We start from the raw sequence: 19900 nt of genomic DNA, 5'->3' as shown, positions 1-19900 counted from the left end.
TCATGTTCCTTGGCGGCGATCAGGCAATCGCAGATCTTCTCTACAGCGCTCAGGGAAACACGTGGAGCGCGCGTGATGGTTGGCTGACCTCGACACTGATCCACACGTGGGGCAAGCGCTTTAGCATCCTGTGCTGGCTTGTGGCTGCGCTCGCTTGGGCAATGACATGGTCAGGTGCGGTGCACCGAAAGTGGCGACAACCGCTCTCATACCTACTCGCCACATCTGTCCTATCCGCTCTGCTCGTTGCGCTACTCAAAGGGCAGACAGGGATAGATTGCCCTTGGGATTTGATCAGATACGGCGGAGACAGGGCCGACATCGGCCTACTCACGACGAGACCCGCCTCGATGGCGGCGGCCGCATGTTTCCCAGCCGGCCATGCCAGCGCGGGCTATGGCTGGGTCGCTCTCTACTTCGCCCTTCAAGCATCGGCGCCTCGCTGGCGGCTTTGGGGGCTCGGATTCGGCCTTTCCCTCGGCGTGATCTTTGGCGTCTCGCAACAGCTGCGTGGGGCTCACTTTCTCTCCCACGACCTCTGGACTCTGGTGATCAGCTGGACGGTCGCGTCGGTCTCTGCGCGTCTTTGGCTTATGCGCGCGCGGGTTCCCGCAGTCGCGTATCCGGTGCGGGCTGCCGATCAGATGACCCAGCCCATTGCAGTGAATCACACGCCATGAATGCATATCTTCAAAAGCGCACCACCTCAGTTCTGACGCTTGGGCGACCCGTTGATAGGCCCGAAATCTCCTCAGAAGCACTGATTTCGATCGTGTGCTTTTACTTTGTGGTTGCCTGCAACACCATGTTCTGGCAAAGCCTGGTCAAGAACGGCGCGACGCCAGGCCTCATGGCGTCGTTCTTCGTCGCCGTGTTCGCCTTGCATGCGCTACTCATCGGAATCTTCGCAACCAGGCGCACGATCAAGCCGCTTCTGACGGTCCTGCTGATCACCACGGGGTTTGCGACCTATTACATGAGCCGCTACGCGATCTTGTTCGACGTTGAGATGATCAACAACGTCTTAAAGACTGACTTCGTCGAGAGTCGTGAACTGATCTCGCTTGGCATGCTTGTTCACGTCGCGATCTTCGGCGTTGCCCCGGCGGCATTGATCAACTGGATCCGAGTGCGCCCGCGGTCGTTGAAAGCGGGGCTCTTGCGACGCTCCGTGTTCCTCGGTGCGATGGGCCTGCTGGCGCTGCTGGCTATTGCGATCTCCTCACAGGGCATCTTCGCAATGGTCCGGGTCGATCACGCCCTTCGGTATCAGATTACGCCAGGCAACTACATCGTCTCTCTTGTGCGCGCGCTTGCTGAGGAGAGAAATGGCCAGCCGAGCGAGCGGCATAGGATAGCTGAGGATGCGCGCGTGGCGAACGATGGAGCTTCCCGCAAGCCACGGCTGCTTGTGATGGTTGTTGGCGAGACTGTCCGCTCTGAAAATTGGGGTTTGAGCGGCTATGCGCGGCAGACCACACCCCAGTTGGCCGGGCGCGACGTGATCAATTTCTCGAAGGTGAAGGCGTGCGGCACAAGCACTGAGGTGTCGCTCCCCTGCATGTTCTCTGAAAGCGGTCGCGAGAACTACGATAAGCAGAAGATCCGAAGCTCCGAGTCGCTTCTCGATGTTTTGAAGCGAGTGGGCATCGCCGTGCAGTGGCGAGACAACCAGTCGGGGTGCAAAGGCGTTTGCGATGGAACTGGGATTGAGCGAATGGATGCTGCCATGGCTCCAGAGCTCTGCACGAACGGTCGGTGTCTTGACGAGATCTTGTTGCGGGATCTGGCGTCTCGAATTCAGGCGACGCCAGGCGACATGGTCGTTGTGCTCCACCAACTGGGAAATCACGGGCCTAACTACTTCGAGAGGTACCCGGCAGAGTTTGAACGGTTCAAGCCTGTTTGCAGGACATCTGAACTCAGTCGCTGCACGAGCGAGCAGATCGTCAACGCATACGACAACGCGATTGGCTACACAGACGCATTCCTCGCCAAGACACTGGACGTCGTGCAGTCACAAAGCACGCACGACGGCGCCTTTCTGTATGTGTCAGATCATGGCGAGTCGCTAGGGGAGTACGGTCTGTATCTGCATGGCGCCCCTTACTCGATCGCGCCCTCGCAGCAGGTAGATGTTCCGATGGTGATGTGGATGTCGCCGGGGGCCGAGACGAGCACCGGTATCGATGTGCAGTGCCTTCGATCTCAGGCGTCTGCGCCGCGAACACACGACAACGTGTTCCATACGGTTCTCAGCTACTTCGACGTCCAGACCTCGGCTTACAAAGAAGAGAAGGACATCTTCTCGAGCTGTAGAAGCAAGCGATCTGGCGCCTGAGGCGAGACTGCACACGGCAGACACCACACCACGGCCCAAGATGCCTCGATAGGGCATCTGGGGTCGCCGAGTGTGATCGCAGACCGGGTGCGTAGCGCGCGAGTCGCGAGGCTCTGTGGGCTGATTAACGGTTCCGATCCCTTATTCCGACTTACTTCCGACCGGACCGAATGGATCATTTCGGTCCGGTCGGCACAGAGGAATGCGAGCACGTCGCGCGCAGCAGCAGACCGAGTGGAGTCGTGATGCTGCTTCAAACAGGAAAGGCAACGGTGCTTCGGATCGCACCGTTCTTGATCTTCTTCGGGGTGGGGCTGGCTTCGCTCTCTCTATCCCGCATCGGCCTCGCCGTGTGGCATGCAAGCGCTGTCAGCGAAGCGGAAGGATGGCTGCGCGTGCTAGTGCAGGGCTTACGCGTGGACGTCGCGACGATGTGCATGTTCTTGGGAATTGCGGCCTGTCTGTATCTGGTGCTGCCAGACCTGGTCGTCCGTAGCAGGTGGTTCCAGCTCTCGATGACGCTCTGGCTTGCAGTGACGATCACAGTTCTGGTGCTTCTTGAAGCCGCTACCCCGACCTTCATGCAGGAGTATGGCCTGCGGCCGAATCGAACCTTTATCGAGTATCTGATCTACCCAAGAGAGGTGCTTTCGACCCTTCGCAAAGGTCACCTGGAATCCAGCATCATCGTGCTGCTGGTGACGCTTCTTGCTTTCTGGGCCTCCTGGCGGCTGGCCGCGAGCGTGCTGACGCACAGCTTGACAGCGGAGACTTCGTGGATCGCGCGTTTGATCCTGGCGGCTGCGTTGCTTGTTCTGGTGGCCATGGGCATCCGATCCACTCTAGGCCACCGGCCGATGAATCCAGCGATGCTCGCGTTCTCAGGTAACGCAACGGTCAACACTCTGCCACTCAACTCGTTTTACTCGGTGGCATTTGCGATGCGAGACTGGCTCAAATCGGATGTGGGCGCTCGTATCTATGGGGATGCGAGTGACGAGGAACTGATCTCCGCAGCGCTCGAGCGAGCAAACGCTCAGGGCTTGGTTGTAGCCCAATCCTCGCCGCCACTCCTCTTTAGCCGCGCCCCCACCTTCAAGGGGAAGCCTCGCAATCTTGTGATCATTCTCGAAGAGAGCCTCGGCGCGCAGTTTGTCGGTAGCCTTGGGGGGCGCCCACTTACGCCCAACTTGGATCGACTTGGCGCAGAGGGCTGGTTCTTCGAGCGCTTGTACGCGACTGGAACTCGCTCCGTCAGAGGGATCGAGGCCGTACTCACCGGCTTCACCCCGACGCCCTCGCAGGCCGTTGTCAAGCAGCCGCTCAGTCAGCAGAACTTCTTCACGATCGCAGATGCACTAAAGCGAGAGGGCTACGACACCACATTTTACTACGGCGGAGAGAGCCACTTTGACAACATGCGAGGGTTCTTCCTGTCAAATGGATTTGAACGCGTGATTGATCGTAAGGACTACAAGGATCCAACATTCGTTGGATCTTGGGGCGTCTCCGACGAAGATCTGCTCGACAACGCGAATCGTGAGTTCGTCAGGCTGCACCAAGAGGGCAAGCCTTTCTTCGGCTTTGTCTTCACCTCAAGCAATCATGATCCCTTCGAGTTTCCAGACGGAAGAATTGATCTGTACGAAAAACCCAAAGCCACACGCAACAACGCCGCGAAGTATGCCGACTACGCTCTCGGCAAATTTTTCGACCAGGCGAAGGCGGCTGGCTATTGGGAGGACACTGTATTCCTCATCGTTGCGGATCACGATTCGCGCGCTTTTGGCCGCGACCTTGTTCCGATCGATAACTTCCACATCCCCGGCGTGATCCTCGGGGCGGACATTGCTCCGCGCCGAGACGGGCGGATCGTGAGCCAGATCGATCTTCCACCAACGCTCCTGTCGCTGATCGGCATTGACGTGCAGACGCCGATGACCGGCCAAGATCTCAACGACCTTCAAAAGCTCGTGCCTGGGCGAGCAATGATGCAGTATGACAACAACTTTGCATTGATGAGAGGGAGTTCAGTCGCAATCCTCCAGCCAGGCCAGGCTCCGACACAGTTCCAGTACACCCCGCAAGGCGGCACTCAACGCGCAGATTCATTCGACGCGCAGCTTGCCAAGGATGCCTTTCAGATTGCGATGTGGGGAACGGTTTCCTATGAGAGAGGCTGGTATCGAACTGGAGGGCAAACGAAGATCAGCGTGCCTTAGGTCTTCTGAGAGGGCTTCTTGAAGGAGTTCATCGCGACCTGTCGCGGGCCGCGATCTGTGTCGGGCGATTGACTCAACTGGGCGGAATTGCTTTGGGGTGTCTATTTGAAGTGAACGCAAAGGACGGCTGCTTGATGAGCGACTTCCGATGGGGCAAGTAGGATTCAAGGGACCTGCGGATGGAGCCCCTAGCTGATCCGACGGCGCCCGGGCAGCTTTTCGGTGTCATCTCTCAGCCAAGAAGACCGATGCGTATGGAGACGCAGGTCATCGCGAAAATCCAACAGGTTGAGGTGGGCGCACGTCAAAGAGATCTGATGAAAGGTCGAAATCCGCGCGGCGAGATGCCGCAAACGGCACGGACGCATTTGCGCCGAGACGGGCCAAAGAGTCCGAGTTCGAGCGCGTAAGCCGGGCTGGTCTCGCGAATACAGCCTCGACGAATTTGACGCGCCGCCAATTGGCGGCCGTTCAAGCGTGGGGAGGGTAATCGATCTGACTGATGCGACCGCTCAGAAATATTGGCTCGCCAAGGTTTTGCGGTGAACCCAGATCGTTCGGTGCAACGCGCTACCTAAAGCAGCACCACCCCAATCTGCAGCACGCCTGATTCGTCGAGGAAAAACGCAACATTCGTGCTCTTCACGAGTTCGAAGCCCTCTTTCGTCCACACGATTGGATCGGGGGAAATTCGGATCAAGCGACCTCCCGCCATTCTCTCGATCTCGAAGTCGGCTCCGCGAACTAGATCAAGGGGCTGCAAGACATAGCCGTTCTCGTCGGCAGGCGCCAGATCTTCAAACACTCCAGCCTTCTGGATGAACTCGTCCACCGTCGCGTAGTGCATTGTGCTCGCAACATGCGCCCACGCGAACTTGTACGCGGACAGAACCCGATCTCTGTCAGCAGACGCCAGGGTTGCGTGCAGGCTTCGGTATGCCTCAAGTAGCTGTTGCCTCAGCTGCGAGTTGTCAGGAATGACAGGCGCGCGGGCCCACGGAAAAGCTGGAAACGAGCCATCCACTTGGAACTTCCTCGTCATCCGCCTAGCGGTCCAGCTACCGTCCCCCCAGCCGCTCGACAACTGCGTTTCGTCTAACACGCTATCGGCGGTTGCCATCGGCGCCGAATCTCGGACGTGGATCTGGCTTCCGACTCGCTTGACATCAGGCTGGATTAAAGCGTTTTCGGTGTCGATGCTGAGGTTCAACAACGTCACGTTTTCACGCGCTCTGCTGCTCAGCTCTAACGCCTCCAAGTCAGCCTCGAAGTAAAATTCTGGGTTGGCGACGTTGTATTGAATAGGTGGGCCAAGAACCGACACCATGGTGACGCTGATTTCGTTCTCACCTTCCCTGAGAAGCGTGTTGATGGGAATAGACACGGATCGATCTAGGGACTCGAAGTCTTGGACCGCAGCCACGTCGTTGACACGAACCTTGTAAAACGAACCTGCGCTCGCTATTGAAAGATAATGGTTCAATTGCTTGGGCATCTCTTGGGCTCGAGCATCTGAAAGAATTCCAGCCATAAGAAAGGCGCCTGTAGACGCCATAACTGCGAACTTCGTCATATGATCCATCAATCTGTCACGTTCCTGCACCGAAATGCGATATCGCAAAGCGTATCCGATTCGAAGGCGGCCTCGGTAGTAACCCAATGATCTCCTGCTCAGGTGTGAGCTTTTCAAGGAGACACCGATGAGCGCGGTAATGGAAGAAGAGACCAAGCGTGAGACAGCACGCCGCAAGTCGGCGCTAGTGCTGGAGATCATCCAGGGCAAACCACTGTGTCGGAGTCGAGTCGCCAGTTCAACTTGCTGCCATCATAGATCGAGAGCCGGATCGATGGCGGCAAGCGCGGGAGGAAGAGCGCGCTGCGTGCCAAACCGGCAGATGTGCGCCACAGTACGAGCGGCAGCTCAAGAATCTGTAGGAGGCGTATGGCGAGGCGATGCTGGAGGGTCCGAAAAAAATTGGCGTTCCTGCTGGGCAAGGGCGAGATCTGATAGTCGCGATCCAGCAGGGCTGCGCAACGACGCGTGGCGGTGTCGATGGCTTGGTTCGACGTGCCGCGCCGGACGGTTTGTCACCGGCCGGCGAAGGCCGCACCGACAGTGTGACCGGAGCTGACTGGCCCGATCAAGTCATTGATCCACTTAACTATGTGGACGCGGGTCCCAAGCTGCGGGACGCTGGTCACCAGTACAGCTTCTATGTTGCGCGCCGGGGCACGGACATGTTCTGAGAATCTAGGATCTCTGTTCGGAACTAGCTAGGGGTCGACTTTGAAAAGGGTTCGAGAAGAACGAACACCCTCCCAAAAAAAGGAGAAGTGTTGCCTTCGTTGAGATCTTAGTCGTCGATGTCTGCTTCTGACCGAAAGCGGACCTCAGCGGGGCAGGGATTAGTAAGATTTATCGGGGGTAGCGAGGGGGGCTTTCGACGCAAGGCGGCCCTCGACCGTCGTGCTGCTCCAGACAAAGGGAGCGTTGATTCAAAGGCGTTCCGGGTTTAGCAAGCCGAGAATCGTTTTAAGTGTGATGTTGGACCGCACTTCAGTCGCGGCTCGGGTGGGCAGGAATTCAGACGCACTGCGAGCTAGCTATTCATAGGTCGAAGCAAGCGATGGCTCCGAGGCTTGGGGTTGGTAAACGCCTCGAGAGTTGCTTGCGTCGCACAAGTTCGGCACGTTCAGCCCAGCGTAATCGCTCAGTCGTCGGTCGTACGGCGAGACCCTAATTAACATTATTTCTTGCGGAGAACGAAGTGACCATTGACGAACTTCGAGAAGCATTGGGCACGTATCTGGCGCCCCTTTTGTCTGCCCAAGTTTTGCCGAATACTTCTCCTTGCAAGTCAGCCAGCCCGCGGGTTGCTTCGCTTGACCCCAACAGGACAGCCATCAAGGCCGATCACGAAGGTACCGAAAGACTCGTCCTGTATCGCAAGCCCGGGTTCACGCCAGAGGAGTTGGCGCTCACGAAGGATTTGTTGAAGAGCTCGTTGCAATACATGGCGCTGCTGGGCCGGACTACAGAATAGAGCTCTTCACATTTTTGCCCGCGCGGGCAATTTCACGTCATTTGGGTGGCGTTTCAGCAGTGAGTCAGATATTGCGTCAGTTTGATGCATGGTCTGCCCGCACTTATGAAGGAGGGGCGATTACCTCCTCAATAGGAATTGATCCAAACGCTATAAGTCAAGGGATCAGCCTTTTGGAGATATTTCAAGAAGATTTCTCAGCCGTCATAAGCAACAGCTTTGACACTCTTTTAGTTGTGACTCCGGATTGCGACATATCAGGATCTGGTCAGCTGGCTGCGAGCGCGCTAGGTCTTGACTATGTTCCGTATCGATTGAGCGCCATAGCCGACTGGGCTAAAGGTGAGCGAATAGCGCTGATATTGAATCGCCTTGGAGAGCAGCTAATATTCAAAAACAAAAAATTGATGTTTGCGAAAAGGCGTGGCGAGTGGCAGTATTACGCTCACGAAATGTATCTCCGACAAATGCAGCCACCTCAAAATAGAGCGCTTCGTGAAGCAATCTATCAGAGCTGCCTGGATATATCATTTGCACGGAGCGGAGGTTGCATTATTGTAGTGCGGTCAGGATCACTAAGCGATGTTAGTAATATTGTATCCGAGCCTGATCTTATTTCAGGGGATGGGCCTTCGATAAAAGCAAGAACAATCCGCGCCATAGGCAGCAAGAAATTTCAAAACTTAGATAGGCGATTGCGCCAAGAACTACTTGCCCTAGATGGTGCAATGGTTCTGGACTACAGGGGAAATATCGTTGCTGCCGGCGCAATTTTGAGTGTATCAGCGGGTAGCGAAGGTGGTGGTCGAACTGCTGCCGCAAGGAAAGGGAGTCATCTCGGCCTCGGTATCAAGATTTCAGAGGACGGCGGGATCTCCGTCTACAAGGAAGAGAAGAAGGTTTTCATGGCATGACCATGGCAGCATCCGATCATCAGATCATCTGCCGAACGCGCGAAAGCTCTGTTTGCCGCTGGCCCGATTTCATCCGATATCTTCCCGGGCTGCTACAGCTACATGGCTCCAGCGGCACATCATTCGATTGTCGTCGACAAATTTTTTAAAGGTCCCCGAAAATGCGCGCTAGCAGTTCATTGAAGTCAGCAAAACCACGCGAAGAAGCTTAGTCCAACCTAGCGATTAGCGGCTTCGGCGAGCGTGGAGGTTTCCGAGGCGATGAGGTGAGGGCTTGATGAATTATCGAGTGAAGCGTGAGAGTGGTATCCATTCGATGTCGTCGCGCGGAATGAGTAGGTAGCCCTGCGAGACAAACACGACGCAATGCTGCTCGGTGCAGTCGACGATGTGTCCTGTCGCATTGCCGCGAGACTTGATTTTCACCACGGCGCGCGAGCCAGTGCCCTCAGCGAATGCTTTGTGAACCTGTTCAGCCCGCGCCTTCCCGATCGAGAATGCGACGACGACGGGAAGAAGGATGACTAGAAATCCCAGTAGAAAGATCAGCACCACGCCGGTGGCCGCTTCGACGATCGAGCTGGCTTTCCCGATCGCAGTCAAGCCATCGCGCCGTTGGAAAAGAACTCGCGGAGCTGCCCAAACAGGGAGAAGACCAACGGCCTCATGCGCTTTCGCAGCTTTCCCAGTGCCCAGATCGCGAGCGCGACTGCGGTCAGGAGACAGATAGACATGAGCGGGGCGAGCCATACGAACATGCTGTCCATGCGAGACGTGAAGTTCGTCAAGCCGCTCACGAGCGCCACGAAGCCGAAGTAGATGTAGTCCTCGGCTTGACGCGCCATCACCGACTCCGGGAAGCCAATCGTCGTCCAATAGCCTTCGTTGTAGATCCGGCCGAAGACGTAGAGTAGCGGCGTGCCAAAGAGCACAGCAGGCGTCAGGTGATCGATGATCCTAGTGGCCCACGTCTTGGACGGCGCAGGTGGCCCGCGCATTGCGACAGGTGATCCTGTGTCTGGCCCAGGTGAGGAGCTTCCCGCCCCTTCCAGATCATTTCCTGCCCCAGCACTGCGCATGTGAGAGGCGGACGTCGCTTCGGTCTCGATCACGCACCCGGCCCCGGCAGGCCAAGTCGATCCTCATCCATCCACCGTTGAACCTGCTCTTTGTTCTCGACGATCACATGCTGCTGTGCGGGAGCCTTCGACACGGTCAGAGAGTCGAGATTTAGATGACGCAGTGTGTAAAAGAGCATTGCCTTGCGGCACGCGAGCTCGCAACGGTCTTTGATCATGCCGTAGTCACGCACAACAACACGGCGCTGGGAGATGGTGAGCTTTGGATGGGGTATGAGCACGACCGTCACTTCGGTATTCCAGCCCGCATCCATCGCGGGATCGACCGCGGGTGCTTCGGAATCCTCGCTCAGCACTTCAAGGCGGCCCACGGCGAAGTCGCGGAAGATCTGACGGGTATGACACCACGCCCGTGCGTGCCATCTCAGGCCGTCGAAACCAAAGGCATGCGGCGTGAGCACCCATTCTTGGGGCTTTGGCGCGTCCATGGATTGATAGCGCACACGTAGCGCAGTTTGGTCGCGGATGGCGCGCACCAGTGTCGCTACTTCCGTCGCCTCGATCGCACGCGCGGGACTCGCAACAACCCCAGTGGGGGGCTGATAACCCACGAAGCTCTCGTCCTTCTCGACGATGCGGCGCGCCAAGCGCTGCAGCTCGTCGAGATATCGCGAGGCCTCACTGCGCCCGGAGATGGGGGTGAACGCTTCGGTCGCCAGATAGATCCGTTGGCGAGTGTCGTAGACCAGGTTGCGGGCGGCCACGTCTTGGTAGATGCCCAAATCCGCGCTGGCCTGAGGCGCGGAAATGTCGAAAAACGTCATCAGATCACTGCGGTTGATGCGGCCATCGTATTGGAGGCGCACATCGATGAAATTCAATCGACGCGTCTGTCCCCAGCGCACTTTCGGGGTCTCAGGGGTGTCCACAGCGCTCTCCACTTGGCAGGCAGGTGCCACTCTATCATCGCGTCTAGATACTTGACGACATAAATAAACACTACGTATGATTTCTTTACTGGATGGTGGGCTCATCGGGCCTCGTCACTCGCAAGTTCATCGGAGAGCGTATGAAGCCGTTTCGAGTGTTGTGCCTGGATGGCGGCGGGATGCGCGGGGTCTATCAGGCCGCCTACCTGCGTGCATTTGCAGGCCGGGTGTGCGGGGACGAGGCGCCTGAGCTTGACGTTGGGCGCTGCTTTGATCTCATCGTTGGGACAAGCACCGGTGGCATCGTGGCCTCCGCGCTAGCGGCGGGCGAACCGTTGTCAGCGGTCGACGATCTCTACGAAGTGCATGGCAAAGAGATTTTCCCGATGCAGCAGCTGCGGCGGGTGCCGTGGCTGGGCTGGGTCGTCCCGTTCCTCGGACTGGGCAATCGCTCGGGCGAGGCGGCGCTGCGCGCCGCGCTAGAAAAGACGTTCGGTGAGAAGACCTTTCACCGCATCCAGGATGGGCGTGGCATTAGTCTGGCGCTGACCTCGATCGACATGGCGCGGCACGCTGCTGTTGTCTTCAAGACGCGCCACCTTGCTCGCCTCAACGGCCGAGATGATGCGCGCACTCTGGTCGATGCCTGCATGGCGACGACGGCGGCGCCTGTGCTTCGCGCGCTTGCGAAGCTCACTGAGCCGGGCGGCAACACGGAAGTTGTCTACGCCGATGGCGGCCTTTGGGCTAACAACCCCGGCGCGCTCGGCGCGATCGAGGCAGTTGAGATTCTCAGCGATCGCAATGAAGCGCGGCCGATCCATCTATTCATGCTGGGTGCGCTCCCTGCGCAGGGCGGGGAAGAGCTCAGCGACTGGAAGCGCTATCGCGGCGCGATCGGTTGGCGGGGTGGCCTGCGCGCGATTTCAACGAGTCTCAACGCGCAAGCAGTCGGCTACGACTACCTCTGCAAGAAAATTCTTGAAGTGCGCGGCGACGGCAGCCGGGCGTTTCGCATGCCGGCGCAGTGCCCGTCCGAAAAGCTTCTCAAGTTCATCCAGAACATGGACGACGCGAGGCCCAAGGTGCTCAACGCACTGCGCCGCCAAGCAATTTCCGACGTCGACTACGCCTGGGCTCAGTTGGCGACGCCGAATAGAGAAATGGCGCACTTTCGCGCGGCCTTGACCGACGGTTTCGTCCAACAGACAGGAGGTGCAGCATGAGTGTGTTCGATTGCAGTCAGGAGATGTCGAAGTTCCATGCCGACGAAGTCACGCTTAGCGGCTCCGAGCGCAGGGAAATGCGTGAGCGCCGGAACACCGGCCGGAGGCGCCTCGAGATAGGGCTGGAGGGGGAGGGTCATCCCCAGCCGAAGATGACTTGCACGCAGGGCTCGTATGCCATGCATACGATGGTGGAGGACCCGGCGTGCGATTACGACATCGACGACGGGATCTACTTCGCGGAAGGGGATCTCGTCGACGGCCAAGGCGACCCGCTCACGCCCGAGCAGGCCAAGAACCGCGTCTGCGCGGCGCTCTCGCGCGATCAGCGCTTCGCGAGCCCGGCCAAGGTGTTTCCCAAGTGCGTGCGCCAGGTCTACAACGAGGGCTACCACATCGACATGCCCGTCTACCGCATCCGCAAGGAAGACGATGGGTGGGGCGGAACGCGCGAAATCTTCGAGCTGGCGGGTAGCGGCTCTTGGGACGCATCGGATGCGCGCGCGACCACGAAGTGGTTCAAGGCGGCAGTGTCTGCGCGCAACAGCGCTTCGGAGGACGAAGGCGATCAGATGCGCCGCGTGGTGCGGCTCACCAAGGCGTTCGCGCGAAGTCGCCCAGAGTGGAAGGAGAAGACGTCGAGCGGGATCGTGATCACCAAGCTGGTCCACGATCACTTCGTTGCCGCCCCGGGCCGTGATGACGAAGCGCTGCTGCGCACGTGGAAAGCCATAAAGGCGCAGCTGAACATCTCGACCGAGGTGGCGCATCCGGTGAACCAGGCGAAGCTCGCGGAAGCAGGCAACAAAAAGGTCGTTTTCTTCAAAGACAAGCTCGTGTGGGCGCTCGAGAGGCTCGCTATTCTTGAAGATGGATGCACGCGCTCGGAGGCGCGCGATGCGTGGGACAAAGTGTTCGAGCGCGACTTTTTCCAGAAGCAGCCGGACCCCACGGCCAAGGACGACGCGACCAAGGCAGTGTTTGTCCAGACGGCCAGGAAGACGGATACGCGCAATGACGGCAACGGCCGCTTCGGCTGAGCCTGGCTGTGGACTTCTCAGCGCCCGAAGTTTCGGGGATCGAAGCAGGCCTGGCCGGCGCTAGGCCTGATCGATGGCGCCGCGTCCGCGAGAATGAGGCGGCGGCGCTTGCCGGCTTTCAGCTCATCAGTGCGTGGCGGATCGATCTTCCAGGCGAGTTGCACCTGCACCCTAATGTGGATCACCTGGTGGTCGGGATCACGGCCGCCTTTCCCCTCAGCGACCCGATTGTGATAGCGCCCCAAGCAATTGCTATCGGCGCGCCGGCTTGGCCCCATATCGAATTCCGCGGTAATTTCTGTCTGCCGCGTTTGTTCTTCTCGATTCCTGCATCAGAGCGCGCTTTGACCGCGCTTGAAAACGCGCTCACGGTGCTTCGCATGACCGCGGATGTGCGGGATGGAGAGCATCGGCGTGAATTCTTGTCGTATTGGACGCGGTGGGGGCAGGCGAGCAAGTTGCCTTACTTGTCGCTTCTGAGCGCTCCCGGGCGATCGAGGGACATCGTGTATGTCAGCGCAGAGCGCGGGCAAAAGATCTTCGCTGAAGATGAAGACTCACTTGGGGAGTGGCAGCGCCGGGCGGGCGCCAAGCCAGCCCAGGTGCAGTCGACGCGTCTGATCTGGCTCAATGCGCCCCTGCTGCCGGATGACTACCCGAAGACGGGCGCGGAGGTCTTCGCACTCGATCCGACGCATTCTTTCGAGGCGAAGGTGCGAGCCGGGCAGGTGCTCCCCGTGCTCTTGGGATGCGAAATCGATGGTCAGGCGGTCTATGCCTGCGTCGAAATCGAGGGACTGACGCTGGCGGATTCGAAGAAGGGCTTTCGCGCGTCAAAGCCCATGCCCGCTTCGCTCGTCGCAGCAAGTTTTGGGGGGCGGAAGGCGGTTCGAAGGAGCGTGTATCGCGCGGATTACGCCTGGGTGCATGGGCGTGGTCGCAATCCTGACGCCCAGACGCTTCGCGGAAAGAAGGTGGCGATCGTGGGGTGCGGCGCGCTGGGCAGCTACCTCGCTCGCGCGCTCGCGCAGGCGGGCGTCGGATCACTTCTTCTGTTCGACAAGGACACGCTGGCGCCAAGCAATGTAGGACGCCATCTGCTGGGAATTGAGGCAGTTGGTCTTGCGAAGTCTGCTGCGCTCGCAACGCGTCTTGATCGAGATTTCCCCCACGCGGTGAGCTTTGACCCATGGCATGGCGCAATCGAGACGGCTAAATTCGAGCATGCGCAGGCGCTCGCAGAGTGTGATCTGGTCATTGCCGCCGGCATCGATCTGGACGGAGAGCTTGCGCTCGACCGCTGGCGGTCATCGCTCCCCTCGCCGCCGCCCCTTCTCTGGACATGGATCGAGGAGTTCGCGAGCGCAGGCCACGCGGTGCTAGTAGCTGGGTCGGTGCGCCTTGTTAGCGCGCTGGACGAAGAGGGGGCGTTTCGACTGCGCCTGACCTCGAACTGGCCGCCCGGGGCGCACGCTCAGGAGGCCGGATGCGGGACGGCTTACCAAGCCTATGATGCGGCCGAGATGATGGGGACAATCGGCGTCGCGCAACGGCTTGCGCTCGACGTGCTGCTGGAGAGGACGCAGGGATCGGTGATGAGGTCGTGGCTGGGTCATCGTGATCAGGCCATCAGCCGAGGCGCAACGCTCTCGTCCGCGTTTGACGGGGCGTATCGCGAGATCGAGCGCGACGAGGCTGGTTCGCTGTGACGCTTGTCGCCACAAGTGCGGCGTCTGCGCAGCGGATCGTCCTGACAGGCGGCGTGCTCGCCTATATCGCTCGGCATAAGCAGCTGTCGTGGTGGGCCAGGGAAGCGGGCGGCCAGCTCTTCGGAACGATGACCGGGGATGAGGTCATTATTGCGAGCGCCTCGGGGCCTTACCGGGGGGATCAACGATCGCGCTGCAGCTATCGCTCAAATCCGCGGGCGGCGCAGCAGGCGATCAATCATTTTGCCGCGCAGGGGCTGATCTACTTCGGCGAATGGCATACCCACCCCGAAGATAGTCCAGGAGCGTCCTTCGCGGATCTTGATGCGATGCGTCGGCTTCGCGCAGCCTCTGAGCTGCGCATAAGCAACTCCATCATGCTGATCCAAGGGCGGGCAGTAGGTCCCGAGGGGCTTGCACTCTACTCTGGCAATGCCGAAGGTCTTTTGCCTTGGAGGGTGCGATCCGAGAGGTCATGAGAGCCCCATCGCACTTAATTCAAGGGAGGCCGATGCGAAAAGAGTTGACTGGTTCGATTCTCATCAACCGCTCCACACGAGGACCATACGCGATGGCCTTCAGTCTTCGAGCAATCGAGCAGCGGGGTTCGCCGACGCACCACCAGTCTGAAAGTACCCCAAGACACTCGACACCGACCGATGTTCGGTGAGCTGCATGATTGCCGGCAGAGATACGCCCTGGCGGCTAGCCTCGGTCACGAATCCCGACCGCAGGCTATGTCCGCCGAAATCCCCCTCCAAGCCCGCCATGCGCGCCCGCCGTTGCACGATCTCGCCGACAGCGGCAGGGGATAGGGCAGGGCCCACGCGCTGCTTCCACAGACGACGGAAAATCGCTCCTTCCTGGATGCCAGCCTCGGTGATCCATTCCTCAAGCGCCACCGCCGCGCGGTCCAGCACCGGCTTGTCTGGCGTCGAAGTCGCCGTGACTCCTTCCTGTTGCGTCTTGCTGTGCTCGAGGCGGTAGATGTAGCCCTTGTCGCCGATCCGTCGCAGGTCGCGGATGTCCGCAGCGGCCACCTCACTACGCCGGCGACCGCCACTAGAAAAGGCAAAGCAGAGTAGGGCGCGGTCCCGGATGCCTTCCAAGCTGTCATCACAACTGGCCAGCATGGCCTCGAGCTCGGTCAGCGTGATCGCAGTCTTCTTGCGTGGGCGTTCGCCACGTTTGACTGCTGCACGCCGGGCGCTGCTCAAGACCAAACGGACCGCAGGCTGCTCGCAGGGATTGGGCAGCTGCTTAAGCCGGTGTGCCGTTGAAAGGACAGCGACCCGGTGGCGCACGGTGGTCAGCGTCCAATGGCCTAGCTTTGCCTTCAGGCCGGAGGCGACCAGCGCCTGATCCACGACGGGCGGCAACTCCCAGGTCAGATCGTTCTCGGTCGAGCGCCGCGCGACGTGGTCGACCACGAACTGCAGGACGACGGCCTCGGGCACCGGCAGGCTCAGCTCGACGCCATAGCGTGCTGTATGCCACCCAGCCCAGTACCGCAGGGCCGTGGTGTAGCTGCGCGTAGTGTTCTCGGCCGCGGCTTCGGCCAACAGTTCGCGCACTGCATCAGCAGCTTGCTGGGCCAGTTGCTTGGGCAGCACCAAGGTGCTGGAAGCACGAGCTAGGGCAGGAATACCGGAACTTTCTTTCATACTATGTAATGTACGATATGAATTTGTGAGCGTACCCACGATAATCATCACTTATCGCCAGTACGGAATCAACAGAGTAGGGCGGCCGCGTAGGAGGCACTTCCATGGTTCGAGGCATTAGCGAATCCGACGTTCACGTGGCTGCCGACGAGATCGTTGCCGCTGGAGAACGACCTACGGTTGAGCGCATTCGTGCGCACTTGGGCACCGGTTCGCCGAACACTGTCACGCGATGGTTGGAGACCTGGTGGAAAAGGCTCGGCGGCCGGCTGGAAGCTGATGACCGCAGCCGCGCCATTCCAGACGTCCCCGAGGCCGTTTCACGCTTGGCGGTTGAGTGGTGGGCGCTGGCCCTGAACCACGCGCGCAGCAATGCTGATGACGCGCTGGCAACCAGGCGTTTAGCCCTGGAAACCGAGATCCGGGCAGTCGAACAAGATCGTGAGACCTTCCTCGCCGAGGCCGCTGCCTTGCGGGAACAGATGTCTAGCGCGAACCACGAAGCGCAGCTGGCTGCTGCTCAAACCGCCGAACTTCAACGGTTGGCTCGACGGCTTGAAGCCCAACTCGAGGAGGTCGGCCGCCAGCGTGAGGTGGCGCTAGCTCAAGCGGCGGATGGCGAAATTGGCCGACAGGCTTTGGAGGCACGCATCCGATCGTTGCAAGACGCTGCTCAGGCAGAACGTGAATCCTTGGGCTCGCATGTCCGCGCAGTCGAGGACAGAGCCCTCGGCGAGATTGACCGCGCTCGCCAGGAGACCAAGGAGGTTCAAGGTCGGCTGGTGGCGGCATCTCGCCAGTCAGCCGCTACCGAAAAGTCGCTGCGGGAACTGATGGATCTGGCCAAATCGAAAGCACTGGAGGCATCTCGCGATGCCTTGGCGCAGCGTGCTCGTGCAGACGCGCTTGAGGGGCAACTGAGCTCGTTGCGGGATCTACCGGCGGCGCTGGAGGCGGCAATCCGCAGTTCTGCTGGTCCGGTCGCGCGGAAGTCGCGCAGTAGAGGCAAAGCCACCGCTTTGAAGAAAGGCGAGCCCCAAAAGCCGGCGGACCGTTCCAATGAACGCCGCAAGCGCGCGAAAGCGCCCGATTGATCTACTGTTGGGATGTGACACGGTATCGGAACACGACACGGTTAAGGAAAAGCGACCTCGCGCAACGGCCTTGGGATCTTGCCGCGAGAAGTCTCTAAGTCTCTGATTGGCTTAGTTGTCGTTGTCGGGAGACGACAGGGTTAAAGCGCATGTCATGGTTAAGGGGCAGACGACAGAGTTTGGGTATCACCGACAAACGCGGCACAGCTGGCAGATTCCGTTAATTACATAATGTACATTATGCGAAGTCGTGGAGGCGTCGCGTTGGACTGGGTGGAACCTACCCCGCGTACGTGATCCAGCCCCGGAACGTGAGCGCCGCATAGAACAGGCCTGGCCGCTCGAAGCCTGCTGCCTCGAGCATTGCGACCTCCAAACGGCTGGCCATCAGATCGGCGCGCACTTCGGTATCCGCGTCGGAAACGCTGCAGGCGGATACGAACGCCACTCAGCGTCGGAACCAGAGCCGCTTCCCGGCGGGATTGTCGGGCACGCTGTGATGCGCGATCACAAGCGGTGCGCCCGGTTTCAGACGCCGTCTCGGTTCGCACAATATGCGCAGGCGTTGTTCGCGGTCCAGGAAGTGCAATGTCAACAGACAGCTCGCACCGTCGAACTCGACGTCCGGCGCTGACTCGATCGAGTGTCAGAACCGCGAGCGCCAGCATTTCCGCGCACGGGTCCACGCTGGTGAATCGCCATTCGGGACTGGCGTCCGCGAATGCGGCCAGTTCCATTCCACCGCCTGCGCCGCGCACGAGGACATGTCCATCTGTTGCCACGCGTTCGGCCAGCAGCAGGTGCGCCATCCGGTGCAAGGGCGTGGACGCCGGGCACCTGGCGGACGACGTTGCTCGCGTAGTCCGCAACTGCATCAGGATGCGAGAAGGACAAGCGCGGTCCGACCAGGCACGAGACGCCATAACGCAATATGTGTTGTTACGTTATGGAATTCCTACTGGTATCGACGTAATTCCCGACGTGCTGCGCCTCGACAGCCCGAAGCGCGCCACCAGAAGAAATCGTGCCCGCATCGCACCGGTGACGACCTTCGAACCCCACTTGGGGGAAGCGGTCCAGAAGTCGTCCGAGGTCAGCAGTGCGCCGTTTGCGTGCGCATCCAGAGCCAGCACGCCCTGCTCCGTTTGCCATCCCGTCCAGTGCAGCGGCGCTGCTGGCGGCGGCATGTCGCGGCGCTTCGAATGCGACAGACCGTATCGCGATCGCGCCGGACGTGGACATCACGAGGTTCTAATCTGCAGCCCCCATGCTCCGCGCCTCCGTCCCAGCCGAGGCCACGGCGCCCGCACGCAATCCAGCTGATGTCCAAGCCCGTCCAACACCCCCACTCACGTACCGAAGTCACGACCGTCGCCACGGCTGATTGCGCCGCCCCACCCCAGGGTTTCGCGCTGCGCGTCGTCGGCGCGGCTGCGTTCGCGCATCTGCTTAACGATCTGATCCAGGCGATGCTGCCGGCGATCTTCCCGATGCTCAAGGCCGACTTCGACCTGAGCTTCGGACAGATCGGCGTGATCGCGCTGGTCTACCAGATCACCGCGTCGCTGCTGCAGCCGTGGATCGGGCTCTATACCGACAAGCGCCCCCTGCCCTGGCTTTTGCCGGCCGGCATGGCGGTGACGTTTGTGGGCATTGGTGTGCTGGCGATGGCGCACAGCTACACGATGCTGCTCATTGCCGCGGCGGTTGTCGGCGTGGGGTCGGCGACGTTCCATCCGGAAGCCTCGCGGGTGGCGCGGATGGGTTCGGGTGGGCGTTTCGGCACCGCGCAATCGACGTTCCAGGTCGGTGGCAATACGGGCTCGGCGATCGGGCCGTTGCTGGCCGCAGCGATCGTGATTCCGCACGGCCAGTCGGCCATCGCGTGGTTTCTGCTGGTCGCCGCGCTCGCCGTGTTTGTGCTGCTGCGGTTGACGAAATGGACGGTGCAGCATGGACAGGCGCGCCTGAGCCGTCTGGCGGTCACCCGCGGCACGGGCCTGTCCCGCGGCAAGATCGTGCAGGCGATGACCGTGGTGTCGGTCCTGATGTTCGCGAAGTTCGTCTACATCGCGTCGTTCACCAACTACTTCACCTTCTATCTGATCCAGCGCTTCGGCGTGAGCGTGCAGCAGAGCCAGGTGGTTCTGTTCCTGTTCCTGGGCGCGATCGCGCTCGGCACATTCACCGGGGGCCCGATCGGCGATCGCATCGGCCGCAAGGCGGTGATCTGGATCTCCTTCCTCGGCGTCGCGCCGTTCGCGCTCGCCCTGCCCCACGTCGGTCTGGTGATGACTGCGATCCTTGCGGTGATCATCGGCCTGGTGATGTCGTCAGCATTCGCGGCGCTGGTGGTCTACGCGCAGGAAGCGGTCCCCGGCCGCGTGGGCATGGTTTCGGGCGTGATGTTCGGCCTGATGTTCGGTATCGGCGGGATCGGCGCGGCCGCGCTGGGCCAGCTGGCCGACGCGCGCGGCATCGTCTGGGTCTATCAGGTCACGGCGTTCCTGCCGCTGCTGGGACTGGCGACCGCCCTGCTTCCACGAACCACCCGCCGTGCTGCCTGAGCTGCCGGCGGATGGGTCAGCTGTCGCATCGGGCAGCAGGCGTTCCGGCGTCATCAAAAAGTTGCGGATAG

Annotated in this window: 17 protein-coding genes; 12 read left to right on the top strand and 5 right to left on the bottom strand. The window is 60.1% G+C overall.

Annotated elements, in window-relative coordinates; all coding sequences use genetic code 11:
* Nucleotides 1-2 precede the first annotated feature (2 nt).
* The 3 genes from AC3IRM_RS08775 (at nt 3) to AC3IRM_RS08765 (ending at nt 4563) form a co-directional block, all read left to right on the top strand.
* Nucleotides 3-680 carry a phosphatase PAP2 family protein gene (locus AC3IRM_RS08775; RefSeq protein WP_489202808.1) on the top strand — a complete coding sequence of 226 codons (678 nt, stop codon included), beginning with the start codon at nt 3-5 and terminating at the stop codon, nt 678-680.
* Nucleotides 677-2341, top strand: a complete 1665-nt coding sequence (locus AC3IRM_RS08770) for a phosphoethanolamine transferase (RefSeq protein ID WP_489202807.1) — start codon at nt 677-679, stop codon at nt 2339-2341. The genes AC3IRM_RS08775 and AC3IRM_RS08770 overlap by 4 nt, the downstream gene beginning before the upstream one ends.
* A gap of 245 nt (nt 2342-2586) precedes the next feature.
* Complete coding sequence (locus AC3IRM_RS08765; RefSeq protein ID WP_489205793.1) at nt 2587-4563, top strand: LTA synthase family protein; 1977 nt, start codon at nt 2587-2589, stop codon at nt 4561-4563.
* Nucleotides 4564-5137: 574 nt separating this feature from the next.
* On the opposite strand, the gene AC3IRM_RS08760 is transcribed toward AC3IRM_RS08765, so the two are convergent.
* On the bottom strand, nt 5138-6136 hold the full coding sequence (locus AC3IRM_RS08760) for a hypothetical protein (protein WP_489205792.1): 999 nt from the start codon (nt 6134-6136) through the stop codon (nt 5138-5140).
* A 380-nt stretch (nt 6137-6516) separates the two neighbouring features.
* Here AC3IRM_RS08760 and AC3IRM_RS08755 point away from each other — a divergent pair, with 380 nt between their 5' ends.
* The 3 genes from AC3IRM_RS08755 (at nt 6517) to AC3IRM_RS08745 (ending at nt 8521) form a co-directional block, all read left to right on the top strand.
* Complete coding sequence (locus AC3IRM_RS08755) at nt 6517-6810, top strand: hypothetical protein (RefSeq protein ID WP_489205791.1); 294 nt, start codon at nt 6517-6519, stop codon at nt 6808-6810.
* 521 nt (nt 6811-7331) lie between these two features.
* Nucleotides 7332-7607, top strand: coding sequence for a hypothetical protein (locus tag AC3IRM_RS08750; protein WP_489205790.1), 276 nt, complete (start codon nt 7332-7334; stop codon nt 7605-7607).
* A gap of 59 nt (nt 7608-7666) precedes the next feature.
* Complete coding sequence (locus tag AC3IRM_RS08745; RefSeq protein WP_489205789.1) at nt 7667-8521, top strand: hypothetical protein; 855 nt, start codon at nt 7667-7669, stop codon at nt 8519-8521.
* 282 nt (nt 8522-8803) lie between these two features.
* On the opposite strand, the gene AC3IRM_RS08740 is transcribed toward AC3IRM_RS08745, so the two are convergent.
* From AC3IRM_RS08740 to AC3IRM_RS08730, 3 genes are read right to left on the bottom strand one after another with little or no spacing between them, the layout of a single operon-like run.
* Nucleotides 8804-9124, bottom strand: coding sequence for a hypothetical protein (locus AC3IRM_RS08740; protein WP_489205788.1), 321 nt, complete (start codon nt 9122-9124; stop codon nt 8804-8806).
* On the bottom strand, nt 9121-9633 hold the full coding sequence (locus AC3IRM_RS08735) for a hypothetical protein (RefSeq protein ID WP_489205787.1): 513 nt from the start codon (nt 9631-9633) through the stop codon (nt 9121-9123). Before AC3IRM_RS08735 ends, AC3IRM_RS08740 begins: the two co-directional genes overlap by 4 nt.
* A complete protein-coding gene (locus tag AC3IRM_RS08730; RefSeq protein WP_489205786.1) occupies nt 9630-10529 on the bottom strand; it encodes a BrxR family helix-turn-helix transcriptional regulator in 900 nt (299 codons plus the stop codon). Before AC3IRM_RS08730 ends, AC3IRM_RS08735 begins: the two co-directional genes overlap by 4 nt.
* A gap of 140 nt (nt 10530-10669) precedes the next feature.
* On the opposite strand from AC3IRM_RS08730, the gene AC3IRM_RS08725 reads away from it, so the two are divergent.
* Genes AC3IRM_RS08725 through AC3IRM_RS08710 form a run of 4 tightly spaced genes read left to right on the top strand, consistent with a single transcriptional unit; the run spans nt 10670 to nt 14983 of the window.
* Nucleotides 10670-11755: a patatin-like phospholipase family protein gene (locus AC3IRM_RS08725; RefSeq protein ID WP_489205785.1), complete on the top strand. Its 1086-nt coding sequence runs from the start codon at nt 10670-10672 to the stop codon at nt 11753-11755.
* Nucleotides 11752-12795: a cyclic GMP-AMP synthase DncV-like nucleotidyltransferase gene (locus AC3IRM_RS08720; RefSeq protein WP_489205784.1), complete on the top strand. Its 1044-nt coding sequence runs from the start codon at nt 11752-11754 to the stop codon at nt 12793-12795. Before AC3IRM_RS08725 ends, AC3IRM_RS08720 begins: the two co-directional genes overlap by 4 nt.
* 8 nt (nt 12796-12803) lie before the next feature.
* Entirely contained in the window at nt 12804-14504 is a 1701-nt protein-coding gene (locus AC3IRM_RS08715) for a ThiF family adenylyltransferase (RefSeq protein ID WP_489205783.1), read from the top strand.
* On the top strand, nt 14501-14983 hold the full coding sequence (locus AC3IRM_RS08710; RefSeq protein ID WP_489205782.1) for a Mov34/MPN/PAD-1 family protein: 483 nt from the start codon (nt 14501-14503) through the stop codon (nt 14981-14983). Before AC3IRM_RS08715 ends, AC3IRM_RS08710 begins: the two co-directional genes overlap by 4 nt.
* A gap of 99 nt (nt 14984-15082) precedes the next feature.
* Here the strand turns inward: AC3IRM_RS08710 and AC3IRM_RS08705 are convergent, their stop codons facing one another.
* On the bottom strand, nt 15083-16168 hold the full coding sequence (locus AC3IRM_RS08705) for a site-specific integrase (protein ID WP_489205781.1): 1086 nt from the start codon (nt 16166-16168) through the stop codon (nt 15083-15085).
* Between the two features lie 104 nt (nt 16169-16272).
* Between AC3IRM_RS08705 and AC3IRM_RS08700 the strand changes: the two genes are divergently transcribed.
* Both AC3IRM_RS08700 and AC3IRM_RS08695 read left to right on the top strand, forming a co-directional pair.
* Complete coding sequence (locus tag AC3IRM_RS08700) at nt 16273-17262, top strand: DNA-binding protein (RefSeq protein ID WP_489205780.1); 990 nt, start codon at nt 16273-16275, stop codon at nt 17260-17262.
* A 1202-nt stretch (nt 17263-18464) separates the two neighbouring features.
* Nucleotides 18465-19829 carry an MFS transporter gene (locus AC3IRM_RS08695; RefSeq protein ID WP_489205779.1) on the top strand — a complete coding sequence of 455 codons (1365 nt, stop codon included), beginning with the start codon at nt 18465-18467 and terminating at the stop codon, nt 19827-19829.
* Nucleotides 19830-19900 lie beyond the last annotated feature (71 nt).

The sequence above is a fragment of the Luteimonas sp. KH_071 genome, from assembly GCF_057838005.1.
The sequence above is the reverse complement of the archived record's forward strand: the minus strand, read 5'-3'. Positions and strand labels throughout refer to the sequence as shown.

Excerpts from the sequence above, each read along its gene's own strand:
- AC3IRM_RS08760 (WP_489205792.1), bottom strand. The coding sequence starts at position 6,136 with ATGACGAAGTTCGCAGTTATGGCGTCTACAGGCGCCTTTCTTATGGCT.
- AC3IRM_RS08775 (WP_489202808.1), top strand. The coding sequence starts at position 3 with ATGTTCCTTGGCGGCGATCAGGCAATCGCAGATCTTCTCTACAGCGCT.
- AC3IRM_RS08765 (WP_489205793.1), top strand. The coding sequence starts at position 2,587 with ATGCTGCTTCAAACAGGAAAGGCAACGGTGCTTCGGATCGCACCGTTC.
- AC3IRM_RS08720 (WP_489205784.1), top strand. The coding sequence starts at position 11,752 with ATGAGTGTGTTCGATTGCAGTCAGGAGATGTCGAAGTTCCATGCCGAC.
- AC3IRM_RS08770 (WP_489202807.1), top strand. The coding sequence starts at position 677 with ATGAATGCATATCTTCAAAAGCGCACCACCTCAGTTCTGACGCTTGGG.
- AC3IRM_RS08755 (WP_489205791.1), top strand. The coding sequence starts at position 6,517 with ATGCTGGAGGGTCCGAAAAAAATTGGCGTTCCTGCTGGGCAAGGGCGA.
- AC3IRM_RS08705 (WP_489205781.1), bottom strand. The coding sequence starts at position 16,168 with ATGAAAGAAAGTTCCGGTATTCCTGCCCTAGCTCGTGCTTCCAGCACC.
- AC3IRM_RS08725 (WP_489205785.1), top strand. The coding sequence starts at position 10,670 with ATGAAGCCGTTTCGAGTGTTGTGCCTGGATGGCGGCGGGATGCGCGGG.
- AC3IRM_RS08700 (WP_489205780.1), top strand. The coding sequence starts at position 16,273 with ATGGTTCGAGGCATTAGCGAATCCGACGTTCACGTGGCTGCCGACGAG.
- AC3IRM_RS08695 (WP_489205779.1), top strand. The coding sequence starts at position 18,465 with ATGCGACAGACCGTATCGCGATCGCGCCGGACGTGGACATCACGAGGT.